We start from the raw sequence: 12,627 nt of genomic DNA, 5'->3' as shown, positions 1-12,627 counted from the left end.
ATAAAATGAAAAAGCAGTGTTAATTACTGCTTTTTCTTGTGACGGTTAGCTCTTCTACGCTTCTTGCGCTTATGTGTAGCTACCTTATGTCTCTTTCTTTTCTTACCACTCGGCATAAAACTGTGTTTTTATTCGTTAATTTTATTTGACAAGCACATTGCTCTTAACTCCTTCAACAAAAACCTTTGCAGGCTTAAATGCAGGAATATTATGTGCGGGAATTTTAATAGTTGTGTTCTTAGAAATGTTTCTTCCTGTTTTTTCAGCTCGGGTTTTTACGATAAAACTTCCGAAACCTCGCAGATAAACATTATCGCCACTTTCTAAAGAAGTTTTAACTTCTTCCATAAAAGATTCTACAGTTGCCTGTACATCACCTTTCTCAATTCCTAATTTCTCCGAGATCTTGGTTACAATTTCAGCTTTCGTCATTATTTCAATTAGATTTACTAAGTTTTTTTTGGCTTGCAAATATATAAATTAAATTCATCTTTTACCCTAAAGGGCTAATTTTAAGTATATAAACTGTTACTTTCGTCTACTATTGTTCAAGCCATGTCTTTTTCACAAAAAGTACTTCATTGGTATGCCCTGAATATGCGCCATTTACCGTGGAGGGCTACCCAAAATCCGTATCGCATTTGGTTGTCTGAAATTATGCTTCAACAGACGAGAGTTGCTCAAGGAACACCTTATTATTTGAAATTTGTTGAGAAATATCCTACCGTTATAGATTTAGCTGAAGCTTCTGAAGATGAAGTTTTGAAATTATGGCAAGGTTTAGGGTACTATTCTAGGGCTCGAAATTTACATGCTACTGCTAAAAAAGTGGCTTTTGAATTGAATGGTCAATTTCCTAATACATATAAAGGTTTATTGAAACTAAAAGGTGTTGGTGATTATACTGCTAGCGCAATTGCTTCTATTTGTTTTAATGAACCAAAGGCGGTGGTTGATGGTAATGTTTATCGTGTATTAGCTCGTTATTTTGGTATTGACACCCCAATTAATAGTACTGAGGGTATTAAATATTTCAAAGAATTGGCGACCGAAGTCATGAATACGGATAATATAAGAGATTATAATCAAGGTATAATGGAGTTTGGTTCGTTACAATGTGCGCCTAAAAACCCTGATTGTACTGTTTGTCCGTTAAATGAAAGCTGTGTGGCACTTGAAAAGAATATGGTAGATAAGCTTCCGGTTAAAATAAATAAAACTAAAATAAGAAAGCGCTATTTTAATTACTTGGTTATCTTAAATGAGAAAAATGAGATTTGCCTTCAGCAGCGCACTGGCAAAGGAATATGGCAGAATTTATGGGAATTCCCATTAATAGAATCCTTAGAAAAAATAGAAATTGATGCTATTCGAAATCAAATAAATAAACTTAAGATTAATAATTCAATATCAGAATTGTACTTACATAATGAAATAGAAATTGTACATAAGCTTTCACATCAACATTTATATACGCGTTTTTGGATGGTAAAAACAAATGGAGAACTCGAAAATTCAATTCCTCTAACCAAAATTGAAGATTATCCTGTACCAGTTTTATTAGCTGAATTCATTAAAGAACTTCAAAGTTCTATTGTTTCTTAGTATTTTTGTCTTCAGACAATTGAGTATATTAGTATTATGAGCGGAACATTAAATAAGGTAATGCTAATTGGGCATTTAGGTGATGAAGTTAAAATGCACTATTTTGAAGGTGGAAATAGCATTGGAAGATTTCCGGTAGCTACTAATGAAAACTACACCAATAAGCAAACTGGTGAAAAAGTGACCAATACAGATTGGCACAATGTTGTCGTGCGTAATAAGGCTGCAGAAATTTGCGAAAAGTACTTAAGTAAGGGTGATAAAATTTATGTAGAAGGTAGGTTGAAAACACGACAGTGGCAAGGTGAAGATGGTAATACACGTTATGCTACCGAGGTGCATGTACAAGATTTTAAATTTTTATCTACCAAACGTGATAGTGAAGTTAATGCGCAGCAACAACAGTCTGTTGCACAGAACAATCAAGGTCAGTCATCAACACCAGCGCCAGCTGTAAGTGAGCCACAACCTGAAGATGATTTACCATTTTAGAAAACTCGTTTAAATTATAACTATTGGACCCTGATCCTGTTGGCTGGTTATTAAGTTTTATTGTTTTCGATGGCACTCTTGCTATCAAAATAGCAATCCTTGTTTTATTACTGATTTTTTCTGCGCTTATTTCAGGTGCTGAAGTTGCTTTTTTTGGTTTGTCAACTACTGACATTAATGAAATAGCTGAAAAGAAAACTGTTCGTGGTGATTTGGTGACAAAATTGCTGAAAAGACCTAAGAAGTTATTAGCCACTATCTTAATTGCTAATAATGCTATTAACATTGGTATCGTGCTTCTTTTTAGCGCAATTGGTGATATTTTATTTGTTGATATAAATTACATGCTTTTTGGTGTTATTTCTGTTCGTTTCTTGCTTGAAGTTGTTGTTGCCACTTTTTTAATATTGATGTTTGGCGAAATTCTACCCAAAGTATATGCAAATCGTAACCGAATTAGTTTTTCGCATTTAATGGCGCAACCACTGAAGGCTTTAGATTTTATTTTCTCACCACTAAGTCTACCCATGCGTTCAGCAACCATTTTTATGTATAATAAGTTAGGTAAAGAAAAATCTAATTTAAGTGTTGATCATCTTTCTCAAGCGCTAGAACTTACTTCTGAAGGAGATACTACCAAAGAGGAACAAAAAATTTTAGAAGGTATCGTTTCATTTGGTAATACTGATACTAAGCAGGTTATGAGGCCTCGAATAGATATTTTTGCGCTTGAAGAGAAAATGAAATTTCCGGAAGTAGTGCAAGAGATAATTAAAAAAGGATATTCTAGAATTCCTGTTTTTGCTGAAAACATGGACAATGTTCTTGGTGTGCTGTACGTTAAAGATTTACTACGTCATATCGATAAAAAATCTTTTAATTGGTTGCCATTGATTCGTGAGCCTTATTTTGTGCCAGAAAACAAAAAGCTTGATGATTTGTTGCTAGAATTTCAAGAAAAGAAAATTCACCTGGCCGTAGTAGTAGATGAGTATGGTGGTACTTCAGGTATTGTTACCTTAGAAGATATTATTGAAGAAATTGTAGGAGATATTAGTGATGAATTTGATGATGAAGATTTGGTGTATTCTAAGCTTGATGAATACAATTTTGTTTTTGAAGGAAAAACAACACTGAAAGATTTTTATAAAGTAGCCAAAATTGAAGATCAAGAAGATTTTGAAGAGCAAAAGGGCGAATCAGAAACTGTTGCCGGATTTGTTTTAGAAATAGCAGGAAGTTTTCCGAAACGAGGTGAAAGTTTGAATTTTAAGAATTATAAATTTACTGTAGAAAGTTTAGATAAAAAAAGGCTTAAACAGATTAAAGTAACTCTGCCGCAAAAGATTTAAACCTAGCTTTAATCTCTAATGATGTATCATTCTGCTTCATAAAATGGATAAAATAATATTTCAATCATATCGATTAATAAATGCTTTTAAGGCAATAACTATTCTAATGTTGTCGGTATTTATTTTGTTTGGGTGTAAAGAAGATGTGTTGCCTAAGCCGAAAGCGCAATTACGATTAGATTACCCTAAAGGCAAATATGAAAAGATTGACGCAGGGTATTACAGTTTTGATAAAAATGTTTTAGCTGAAATTGTTGAAGATGCGAAAAATAAGGGGCAAGGTGATGTGGTTTTGGATTACCCGATTATGAAGGGTTCAATTTTTATTACCCATAAAAAGGTTAAGAATAATCTTCAAAAGCTAATGATTGATGCGCAAAAATTATCTTATGAACATGCTACGCAAGCTGATGGTATTAAACCTTCTGAGTTTTATAATGCAGAAGAAAAGATTTTTGGAATGTATTATGAAGTTAGTGGAGATGCGGCGTCACAAGCGCAATTTTTTGTAACTGATAGTACGGATAATTTTGTGACTGGATCACTCTATTTTTATGTGAAGCCTAATTATGATAGTATTTATCCGGCGGCTGCGTATTTGCAAAACGATATTCGAGTAATAATGGAAAGTTTACGATGGAAATAGAAAATCTATTTTTTTAATAGTACTTCGGTCATTTTAAAACTGCTATCTACTTTCTTGTCTAACGCTTTAATTTTAGTCATTTCTTCATCTAACCACTCTTGTTTTTTAGAAGTCAATTCTTTGCCTTTCATCATTTCATCAACATCGAAGCGACTACCAAATCCTTCCATCCATTTTTGCATAGACATATTTGCAGATTTTAAATCTTCAATTGCAAGATTGTATTTTGATTTGTCAGCTGAATTTTGCGAAGCGGTTTGTAGTTTGTTAATGTACTTAACCAGTTTTGGCATTTTAGCCATAACCACATCATGCATTTCTATTACTTCGGGCATTTTGGCTGGTTCTTGTGCCATAGCACTTATCATGCTCATTAATAAAATAAAGACAATAACACATTTTTTCATAACATATATAGTTTTGGGAATACTAATTTGCTGTGAAAATAGAAGATTCTAATGGTCTAATAAGAAAAAGTCTGCAATCACACCAAATATTCGTTGAGCAGTAATTACAGGTAAAAAAATATTAGTATTATTCTGATTTGAGCAATTTTTCAGCATTTTCAATGCTTGAATTAATTTGTTCTTTTACAGCATTTACCTTGTTTTCTTCTTCATCAAGCCATTTTTGCTTTTCTGTGGATAACGTTTTTCCATTTAAAATTTCATCAGAATCAAAGCGATCACCAAAACCTTTCATCCAATCCATCATCGATTTATGGGCATTTTGAAGGTCTATTCTTGCTTGTTCATATCCTTTGTCAATATTGGTGCTATCATTTTCTAATGCCTTTAACTCACCAACTAATTTAGCTATTGTTCCCATTTCTGGCATAACCTCATCATGAATAGCCATAACCTTGTTCATTTGGTTGGTTTCAGTGCTTTTTCCTTCCTTGCAAGAATAAGTAACAATAGAAATTACAAATAGAATATATAGTATGTTTTTCTTCATGATTTTAGTTTTTTCAAAGATAATGCATTCATTGAATTCATTGTAAAAGTTTGAATAATCACCGGTGATGAATAATAGATTGTTGCAGGCATTTATGAAAACTGTAACAACTAGCAATGTTGATAGTCTTTAGAGTAGAAATATTAATTAAAAAAAGATGAAAAATATTGTAATGCTAATGTTGCTAGTGGCTAATTCGCTAGTGGCGCAACAAATTGATAAAACGTTTGATGTAGAAAACTTTGATAAAATAATCATTAGCCCACATATTGCAGTTAATCTCATAGAAGGTAATGAAGAGTCGGTACGAATTGATGAAGCAGGAGTAGTTGATGATAAAATTAACATAGAAGTTGAGGGTACAACATTGCGTATTTATTTAGATGGCGCTAAAATGGTGACTAAAAGTGAAAAGGGTCATAATGATATGAATATGGGTAAGTCGCTCTATGATGGTACCCAAGTACGTGCTACAATAACGTACAAGACATTGAATAGTCTATCGGTTCGAGGTGAAGAACGTATAAATGCTAAAAGTAAAATTGATCAAAAGGAGTTTACACTCAGAATTTATGGTGAGTCTCAAGTTTATTTAACTGATGTGGCTTTAGATAGACTAAAGGTTACTATTTATGGTGAGAGTTATTTTGAAGTTGAAAATGGTATGGTGCAGAACCAGCGTTTTATAACCTATGGAGAAAGTAAAGTAAATACTATTGCGATGAATAATGAGTTGACTAAAATTACGGCATACGGAGAAAGTGATATTAGAGTTAACGTTGCTAAAAAACTAAAAGTTACTTGTTACGGAGAGACTCATATTACATATCAGGGAAGTCCAAATGTTAATCGTGGAATTGTTATAGGCGAGGCTACAATTCTAAAAATAGGATGATAATAGTTACCAACAAAAAAGAGACCTGTAATAAGCAAGGTCTCTTTTTTGTTGCATTAAATAAACTATATTTTATTCAAAATCTGCGTCGGTAACATTTTTGTTTATTACAGCTTCAAGTAATTTGCTTTCTACCTGTTGCGGCCCCATCATTGTGCTTCTAATTGATGGGAATAAAATTCCTTCAAATGAAACATAATCTTTCATTGTTGTTTCTTGGTTTTGTGTTTGACCGCCTACATTTATAACTGTGGCTTCTTTAACTTTTAAACCAGATTCAATATCATAGTAATACGTTGCTTGAATACTAGTACCTAACACTTCTATTTTGTAAGCGCTTTTTCCATTTATGTTTTCTATGCCAGCTAGTTTAGCTGCGCCTGTTGCTAATATGCCGTATTCTGGTAAAATACCCATAGCGCCTTTTAAATCAGAAGCCATTTCAGCTGGCATTGGAATTTTATTTGCACCCTGTTTCATGTAAAGTTCATCGTCTTTAGCAATAATTCCCATCATTGGGTTATCATTCATGAATGTTGTTTGTGCATATTTATTAGCTGTTCTTCTTTCTTCTGTTTTGATTTTGCTGCCCATGGCTTCACCTTCATAAATCAATAATAACGATTCTATGTTTTCAATTTTTTCTTTTCCACCAATTGCTTTGAAATAATTATTAATAACTGACTGAACTGTAATACCATCAGGTACAGCCGCATTGTAAACTGGTTTTTCTGCGGGTTTAGCAAATTTGTCATAATATTTAATAGGGATAATTTTCCCATTAAATGAAACCTTTTCAAGATTTTCCAATACATCGCTGCCTTTACCGCTAACTACAATACGTGCTTTGTCAGAGGTGAAATATTTTTGTGCTGCTTTTTGAACATCTTCAACTGTTACCGCATTAATATTTTCAAGATAATTTTGATAAAAATCTGCCGGCAAATTTTCAGTGGCTAAGTTAATTGCATAACGGGCGATTGTTTCAGGTCGTTCTAACGCCATTACAAAACTTCCAATGTAAATTGCCTTCGCGTCTTTCAGTTCTTGTTCTGTAACAGGTTCTTTAATTATTTTATCTACTTCTGAAAGTATCTGAACCACAGTACTATCTGTTACTGCATTTCTAACACTTGCTGATGCGCTAAATGTGCTTTGGGCAAAACGGTCATTATCAATTCTTGAATATGAATGATATGTATAGGCTTTGTCTTCTCTTAAGTTTTGAAAAAGGCGTCCTTGCGAACCACCACCTAATATCCGATTTGCTAATAAAGCCGCTAAATAATCTTCATCAGCCATTTTTAAATCAACCAAATTTTGAACCGATACTTCAGACTGCACCGCATTTGGCACATCAACAAAATTAATTTGAGTGTAATAAGGGTCAGTTGGTTTGGAATATGAAAACGATGGAGGCACTGCTTTGGTCCATGGTGTAAAGTGTGTTTCTACTAACTCTTTGGCTTCGTCAAAATTCACATCGCCAATAATTACTAGGTATGCATTAGCAGGAACAAAATAATTTCTATAAAACTGATTTACATCTGCCAATTCAATATTATTGACTGATTCTTCTGTAACGTATTCGCCATATGGGTGATTTGTACCATAAGAAAGAGCATTTTGCACTCTGTTAGCAATTGCATTTGCATCTTTTTCTTGGCTTTTTATTCCCGTAATAATCTTAGCTTTTTCTTTGTCGAATTCTTCTACGGTGAAATTTGGATTTATTGCTGCATCGGCTAGTAATTCAAGTATTCGAGGAAAATATTGACTCAATGAACTTGCAAAAGCGCGTTGAGAGCCGAAACTTATTCGTGCGCCGATATAATCTACTTCTTCCTCAAAATCATCTTTCGCAATCGTTTTTGAGCCTTTGCCTAATAAACTTGCGGTCATACTCGAAACTCCGGCTTTCTCACCTTCTAATATTGGCGGATTATCTATTAGTAATTGTATTGAAACTCTTGGTAGTTTATGATTTTCTACGACCATTACTTTTAGGCCATTCTTAAGATTAAAACGTTTTGGCTCTTTTAAATTGATTTCAGGTGCGGGTCCTGGTTTTGGTTGTACACTACGATCAATTTGTGCATAACTTGCAGTAGTGCACAATGCAATTATTAAGAATATTAATTTTTTCATTTGAAATATGTTTTCGTGAGATTGTTGTTGCGTTTATTTACCTGTTTGATCTTCTGGTAAATATTCTAATTCAACTCGTTGATTTTTGTTTAAGTATTTTTTGGCTGCAGCTTGTATATCTTCACGTGTAATAGATCTATATATTTCAATTTCAGTATTTATTAAAGATGTATCATCAAAAAGCATATAATTACGAGCAAGGGAGTTAGCTATACCTGAAATACTACTATTTGAATTCACAAATTGGTTTTCAAATTTATTCTGAATTTTTTGGTAGTCTTTTTCAGAAATTAAAGAGTTTTGTAGTTTTTCAATTTCTTCATCAATTGAAACTAAAAGGTCTTCTAATGAGTTTTCGCCAAGCGGTAAAGCTCCGACAACATAGGTTCCGTAATCTTCTTGAGTTCTATTAAAAGCAAATACTTGAATGGCCATTTTTTCAATATCAACTAACTTTCTATATAGTTTTGAGCTTTTACCGTCACTCAAATATGTTGAAATCATATCTAGTATATAGGCATCTCTATCTGTGTTTTTGGGTGTACGGTATCCAGCAAAGATTGCAGGTATTTGAATGTTGGGGTCGTTATAGCTCGCTTTTATTGTTTGCGTTATTGGGTCTTCTTTTATGTGAGTTCTATTGATTTCTGCTCCTTTAGGAATTGGCCCAAAATAATCTTGTATCATTTTCTTTGTAGCGGTGATGTCAATATCACCAGCTACTACCAATACAGCGTTATTGGGTATATAATAGGTTTTACTAAAATTCTGAAAATCTTCTAAGCTTGCACTTGCTAAATGTTCAAGGGATCCAATGGTTTGCCATCTATATGGATGTTTTTCGAATAGATTAATACCTATTTGTTCTTGCCACCTACTATATGGTGAATTGTCATACCGCATGCGACGTTCTTCTTGAACAACTTCTTTTTGCGTATCAACACCAATTTGATTAATAATCGGATGCATTAAGCGTTCTGACTCAAGCCACAGACCTAATTCTAGATTGTTTGATGGAAATACTTCATAATAATAGGTGCGGTCTTGTGTGGTGTTGGCATTATTTTGACCACCATTTGATGATACTAATTTAAACCATTCGCCTCTTTCAATATTTTTAGTGCCCTCAAAAAGTAAATGCTCAAAAAAATGTGCAAACCCTGTTTTACTGGGGTCTTCATCTTTAGCACCCACATGGTACATTACTGAGGTTGTAACAACGGGTGCAGTATTATCTTGGTGTAAGATTACATGAAGTCCATTATCTAAATCATATTCTTCATAAGCTACTTCTTGGGCAATTAATGCCGATGTCGTCGTAAATAACAACGCTGTAAAGTATGTTTTTAATTTCATAAAGTCTTCGTGTTTAGGTCTTACAGATAATAGTACTGATTTTGAAGGAAATGTTACACGAATATAATTTTTTTTAACTAATAGGTTAAAAAGGTGAATTGCTTTAACACGAATTTATAGTGTTGGCGAATACATTGATTACGTGGTAATTGAAGAAATATCAGATTATATTTTTTTAAAATAGTGATTCCATTAAACAAGAGCCTATATGGAGAAGCTCTTCGTTTTTTTGATGAATTTTTTGAGTAAAATATGAAACCAATAAATTTCTAGGTAAAATCTCATGCTTTCGCTTGTACATTAACGATTTAGCAGTATATTTGCATCCGCTTATTGAAAAAATAGGTGTAATAACAAACTAATATATACGCTATGTATGCAATTGTAGAGATGGCAGGGCAGCAATTTAAAGTTGCGAAAGACCAAAAAGTATATGTTCACCGTTTACAAACTGAAGAAGGTCAAAAGGTAACTTTTGATAATGTTCTTCTTTTAGATGACGGTAAGAACGTAACTATTGGCGCCCCGGCTATAGACGGCGCAGCTGTAGAGGCTAAAGTCGTGCAACACCTAAGAGGTGATAAAGTAATCGTTTTTCATAAGAAAAGACGTAAGGGTTACAAAAAGAAAAACGGACATCGCCAGTCATTGACAGAGATTGTCATTGAGAGCATTGTTGCTAAAGGAGCTAAAAAAGCGGCACCTGCTAAGAAAGAAGCAGCGCCAAAAGCTAATAAAGCAGATGGTAAAGCGGCTCCTGTGGATGTTTCAGTTGCATCTAAGCCAAAAGCACCAGCAGCACCAAAGAAAGAGGCGGCTCCGAAAAAAGTAGCGACTAAAGCTGACGATTTGAAAAAAATTGAAGGTATTGGTCCTAAAATAGCATCTACTTTGGTAGAAGCAGGTATTGCAACTTTTGCAGATTTAGCAAAAGCTACGCCAGCTAAAATTTCTGAAATCATTGCTGAAGTTCGTGGTAATCACGTAACTGATACTTGGCCAGCACAAGCTAAATTAGCTGCTGATGGTAAGTGGGATGAATTAAAGAAATGGCAAGACGAATTAGACGGCGGTAAAGCTTAATTCAAATAATAATTTAGTCTGATACTTTGATTTTCAACAAAGTGAAGGCATTTAAATAGATATATCATGGCACACAAAAAAGGTGTAGGTAGTTCAAAAAACGGAAGGGAATCAGAATCAAAACGTTTAGGTGTTAAGATTTTTGGTGGCCAAGCTGCAATTGCCGGTAACATTATCGTTCGCCAGCGTGGTACTAAACATAACCCAGGTCAAAATGTATATGTGAGTAAAGATCATACGTTACATGCTAGAGTTGATGGTATTGTAAAGTTCCAAAAGAAAGCTGGAGGCAAATCATTTGTTTCTATCGATCCATTTGAGGCTTAAGAACTACTCTTTTTTAAAAAGATAACCCTTGGTTTTACCAATTGGGTTGAGACCCTCTCTGGCAACAGAGAGGGTTTTTTCATATAATTTATTCTACAAAGTACTCCTTTGATTAATTTTGTAACCATTTAATTTAATACACTAAATAAATGTTGAACAGCTCAATTAGAACTAAAATAATTCAAGTTTGTGATTCCAAAATCGCTGCTAAAGGAACTAATGTGGGACTGTCTTTTTACGCCTTTTTTGCTAATAAGAATGATAACCCTGAATTACTTATGCACGTAGCGCAATGGTGGATTTTAGAACATAAACTTGACCATTTTGAAAAAGCCGTTAAAATAAAAGCAATGGTACAAGCAATTTCATAACAATAAAAAACCCTCAGATTAAACTGAGGGTTTTTAAAGCTTTGTATTCAACTACCTAAATGTAGTTAGTGATTTAGTATCTGTAGTATTCAGGTTTGTAAGGCCCTTCAACAGTAACGCCAATGTATGCAGCTTGATCTTCTTTAAGTTCTGTAAGTTCAGCACCTAAACGTGATAAGTGTAGGGCAGCAACTTTTTCATCTAAATGCTTTGGCAGCATAAAAACGTCATTAGCATAATTCTTACTGTTTTTCCAAAGTTCAATTTGTGCTAGTGTTTGGTTTGTAAATGAATTACTCATTACAAAACTTGGGTGGCCAGTGGCACAACCTAAATTTACCAAACGACCTTCGGCTAAAATAATGATGTCTTTACCGTCAATAGTGTATTTATCTACCTGTGGTTTAATTACATCTTTAGTATTACCATGGTTGTCATTTAACCACGTCATATCAATTTCGTTATCAAAATGACCAATATTACACACAATAGCCTTGTCTTTTAATGCCTCAAAGTGCTCAGCGCGAATAATGTCTTTGTTTCCAGTAGTTGTGATTACTATATCGGCATTACCTATTACGGTTTCTAATTTTTTCACTTCAAAACCCTCCATGCAAGCTTGTAGTGCACAAATTGGGTCAATTTCTGTAACAGTTACAATTGAACCTGCACCGGCAAAAGATGCTGCAGTACCTTTACCAACATCACCGTAACCACATACAACTACGCGTTTACCTGCAAGCATAGTATCTGTGGCTCTTCTAATTGCATCAACTGCACTTTCTCGACAACCATATTTATTATCGAATTTCGATTTTGTAACCGAATCATTTACGTTAATAGCGGGCATTGGTAATGTTCCATTCTTTACGCGCTCATACAAACGGTGAACACCAGTAGTAGTTTCCTCTGAAAGTCCTTTAATGGCTTCAGCCAATTCTGGGTAATCATCCAATACCATATTAGTTAAATCACCACCATCGTCTAAAATCATATTTAATGGCTTTCGATCTTCACCAAAAAATAAGGTTTGTTCAATACACCAATTAAATTCTTCTTCTGTCAAGCCTTTCCATGCATAAACAGGTACGCCTGTTGCAGCAATTGCAGCCGCAGCATGATCTTGAGTTGAGAATATGTTACAAGAGCTCCAAGTTACATCAGCGCCTAAGGCTACTAGTGTTTCAATTAAAACAGCAGTTTGAATGGTCATATGAAGGCATCCTGCAATACGCGCTCCTTTAAGCGGTTGTTCATCTTTGTACTCCTCACGAAGCGCCATTAATCCTGGCATTTCAGCTTCGGCTAAATCAATTTCTTTTCTTCCCCAATCGGCTAAGGAAATATCTTTTACCTTGTAGGGTACATAACTAACTGTTTCGGTGCTCATATTCT

At 34.1% G+C, this 12,627-nt stretch carries 14 protein-coding genes; 8 read left to right on the top strand and 6 right to left on the bottom strand.

Going from position 1 to position 12,627, the window contains the following annotated elements:
* Window positions 1-141: 141 nt before the first annotated feature.
* Complete coding sequence (locus JQC67_RS01760; RefSeq protein WP_203251144.1) at window positions 142-432, bottom strand: HU family DNA-binding protein; 291 nt, start codon at window positions 430-432, stop codon at window positions 142-144.
* Window positions 433-555: 123 nt separating this feature from the next.
* On the opposite strand from JQC67_RS01760, the gene mutY reads away from it, so the two are divergent.
* The 4 genes from mutY to gldD are packed head-to-tail and all read left to right on the top strand — an operon-like array spanning window position 556 to window position 4,095.
* The gene (gene mutY, locus JQC67_RS01755) at window positions 556-1,605 is read left to right on the top strand and encodes an A/G-specific adenine glycosylase (RefSeq protein ID WP_203251143.1); all 1,050 of its coding nucleotides are present in this window, start codon (window positions 556-558) and stop codon (window positions 1,603-1,605) included.
* Between the two features lie 36 nt (window positions 1,606-1,641).
* Window positions 1,642-2,097 carry a single-stranded DNA-binding protein gene (locus tag JQC67_RS01750; protein ID WP_203251142.1) on the top strand — a complete coding sequence of 152 codons (456 nt, stop codon included), beginning with the start codon at window positions 1,642-1,644 and terminating at the stop codon, window positions 2,095-2,097.
* Between the two features lie 23 nt (window positions 2,098-2,120).
* Entirely contained in the window at window positions 2,121-3,449 is a 1,329-nt protein-coding gene (gene gldE / locus JQC67_RS01745) for a gliding motility-associated protein GldE (protein WP_203251141.1), read from the top strand.
* Between the two features lie 43 nt (window positions 3,450-3,492).
* The gene (gldD, locus tag JQC67_RS01740; RefSeq protein ID WP_203251140.1) at window positions 3,493-4,095 is read left to right on the top strand and encodes a gliding motility lipoprotein GldD; all 603 of its coding nucleotides are present in this window, start codon (window positions 3,493-3,495) and stop codon (window positions 4,093-4,095) included.
* Between the two features lie 5 nt (window positions 4,096-4,100).
* Here the strand turns inward: gldD and JQC67_RS01735 are convergent, their stop codons facing one another.
* Entirely contained in the window at window positions 4,101-4,502 is a 402-nt protein-coding gene (locus JQC67_RS01735) for a hypothetical protein (protein ID WP_203251139.1), read from the bottom strand.
* Between the two features lie 127 nt (window positions 4,503-4,629).
* The gene (locus JQC67_RS01730; protein WP_203251138.1) at window positions 4,630-5,052 is read right to left on the bottom strand and encodes a hypothetical protein; all 423 of its coding nucleotides are present in this window, start codon (window positions 5,050-5,052) and stop codon (window positions 4,630-4,632) included.
* A 157-nt stretch (window positions 5,053-5,209) separates the two neighbouring features.
* Here JQC67_RS01730 and JQC67_RS01725 point away from each other — a divergent pair, with 157 nt between their 5' ends.
* Complete coding sequence (locus JQC67_RS01725) at window positions 5,210-5,947, top strand: head GIN domain-containing protein (RefSeq protein ID WP_203251137.1); 738 nt, start codon at window positions 5,210-5,212, stop codon at window positions 5,945-5,947.
* A gap of 72 nt (window positions 5,948-6,019) precedes the next feature.
* On the opposite strand, the gene JQC67_RS01720 is transcribed toward JQC67_RS01725, so the two are convergent.
* Window positions 6,020-8,095 carry a M16 family metallopeptidase gene (locus tag JQC67_RS01720; protein ID WP_203251136.1) on the bottom strand — a complete coding sequence of 692 codons (2,076 nt, stop codon included), beginning with the start codon at window positions 8,093-8,095 and terminating at the stop codon, window positions 6,020-6,022.
* Between the two features lie 33 nt (window positions 8,096-8,128).
* Window positions 8,129-9,451: a M16 family metallopeptidase gene (locus tag JQC67_RS01715; protein ID WP_203251135.1), complete on the bottom strand. Its 1,323-nt coding sequence runs from the start codon at window positions 9,449-9,451 to the stop codon at window positions 8,129-8,131.
* Window positions 9,452-9,823: 372 nt separating this feature from the next.
* Between JQC67_RS01715 and rplU the strand changes: the two genes are divergently transcribed.
* From rplU to JQC67_RS01700, 3 genes are all read left to right on the top strand, one after another.
* A complete protein-coding gene (rplU, locus tag JQC67_RS01710; protein WP_203251134.1) occupies window positions 9,824-10,534 on the top strand; it encodes a 50S ribosomal protein L21 in 711 nt (236 codons plus the stop codon).
* Between the two features lie 66 nt (window positions 10,535-10,600).
* Window positions 10,601-10,861, top strand: a complete 261-nt coding sequence (gene rpmA / locus JQC67_RS01705; RefSeq protein ID WP_203251133.1) for a 50S ribosomal protein L27 — start codon at window positions 10,601-10,603, stop codon at window positions 10,859-10,861.
* Window positions 10,862-11,010: 149 nt separating this feature from the next.
* Window positions 11,011-11,232 carry a DUF6500 family protein gene (locus JQC67_RS01700; protein ID WP_317198346.1) on the top strand — a complete coding sequence of 74 codons (222 nt, stop codon included), beginning with the start codon at window positions 11,011-11,013 and terminating at the stop codon, window positions 11,230-11,232.
* A 73-nt stretch (window positions 11,233-11,305) separates the two neighbouring features.
* Here the strand turns inward: JQC67_RS01700 and ahcY are convergent, their stop codons facing one another.
* Entirely contained in the window at window positions 11,306-12,622 is a 1,317-nt protein-coding gene (gene ahcY, locus JQC67_RS01695) for an adenosylhomocysteinase (protein WP_203251132.1), read from the bottom strand.
* Window positions 12,623-12,627: the final 5 nt, after the last annotated feature.

Origin of the sequence: Aurantibacter crassamenti (assembly GCF_016811105.1) — a bacterium.
GTDB classification, from domain to species: Bacteria; Bacteroidota; Bacteroidia; order Flavobacteriales; family Flavobacteriaceae; genus Aurantibacter_A; species Aurantibacter_A crassamenti.
Note: the sequence above shows the minus strand (reverse complement) of the source record. Positions and strands in the feature narration are given on the sequence as shown.

Excerpts from the sequence above, each read along its gene's own strand:
- JQC67_RS01760 (WP_203251144.1), bottom strand. The coding sequence starts at position 432 with ATGACGAAAGCTGAAATTGTAACCAAGATCTCGGAGAAATTAGGAATT.
- mutY (WP_203251143.1), top strand. The coding sequence starts at position 556 with ATGTCTTTTTCACAAAAAGTACTTCATTGGTATGCCCTGAATATGCGC.
- JQC67_RS01750 (WP_203251142.1), top strand. The coding sequence starts at position 1,642 with ATGAGCGGAACATTAAATAAGGTAATGCTAATTGGGCATTTAGGTGAT.
- gldD (WP_203251140.1), top strand. The coding sequence starts at position 3,493 with ATGGATAAAATAATATTTCAATCATATCGATTAATAAATGCTTTTAAG.
- JQC67_RS01735 (WP_203251139.1), bottom strand. The coding sequence starts at position 4,502 with ATGAAAAAATGTGTTATTGTCTTTATTTTATTAATGAGCATGATAAGT.
- JQC67_RS01730 (WP_203251138.1), bottom strand. The coding sequence starts at position 5,052 with ATGAAGAAAAACATACTATATATTCTATTTGTAATTTCTATTGTTACT.
- JQC67_RS01725 (WP_203251137.1), top strand. The coding sequence starts at position 5,210 with ATGAAAAATATTGTAATGCTAATGTTGCTAGTGGCTAATTCGCTAGTG.
- JQC67_RS01720 (WP_203251136.1), bottom strand. The coding sequence starts at position 8,095 with ATGAAAAAATTAATATTCTTAATAATTGCATTGTGCACTACTGCAAGT.
- JQC67_RS01715 (WP_203251135.1), bottom strand. The coding sequence starts at position 9,451 with ATGAAATTAAAAACATACTTTACAGCGTTGTTATTTACGACGACATCG.
- rplU (WP_203251134.1), top strand. The coding sequence starts at position 9,824 with ATGTATGCAATTGTAGAGATGGCAGGGCAGCAATTTAAAGTTGCGAAA.
- rpmA (WP_203251133.1), top strand. The coding sequence starts at position 10,601 with ATGGCACACAAAAAAGGTGTAGGTAGTTCAAAAAACGGAAGGGAATCA.
- JQC67_RS01700 (WP_317198346.1), top strand. The coding sequence starts at position 11,011 with ATGTTGAACAGCTCAATTAGAACTAAAATAATTCAAGTTTGTGATTCC.
- ahcY (WP_203251132.1), bottom strand. The coding sequence starts at position 12,622 with ATGAGCACCGAAACAGTTAGTTATGTACCCTACAAGGTAAAAGATATT.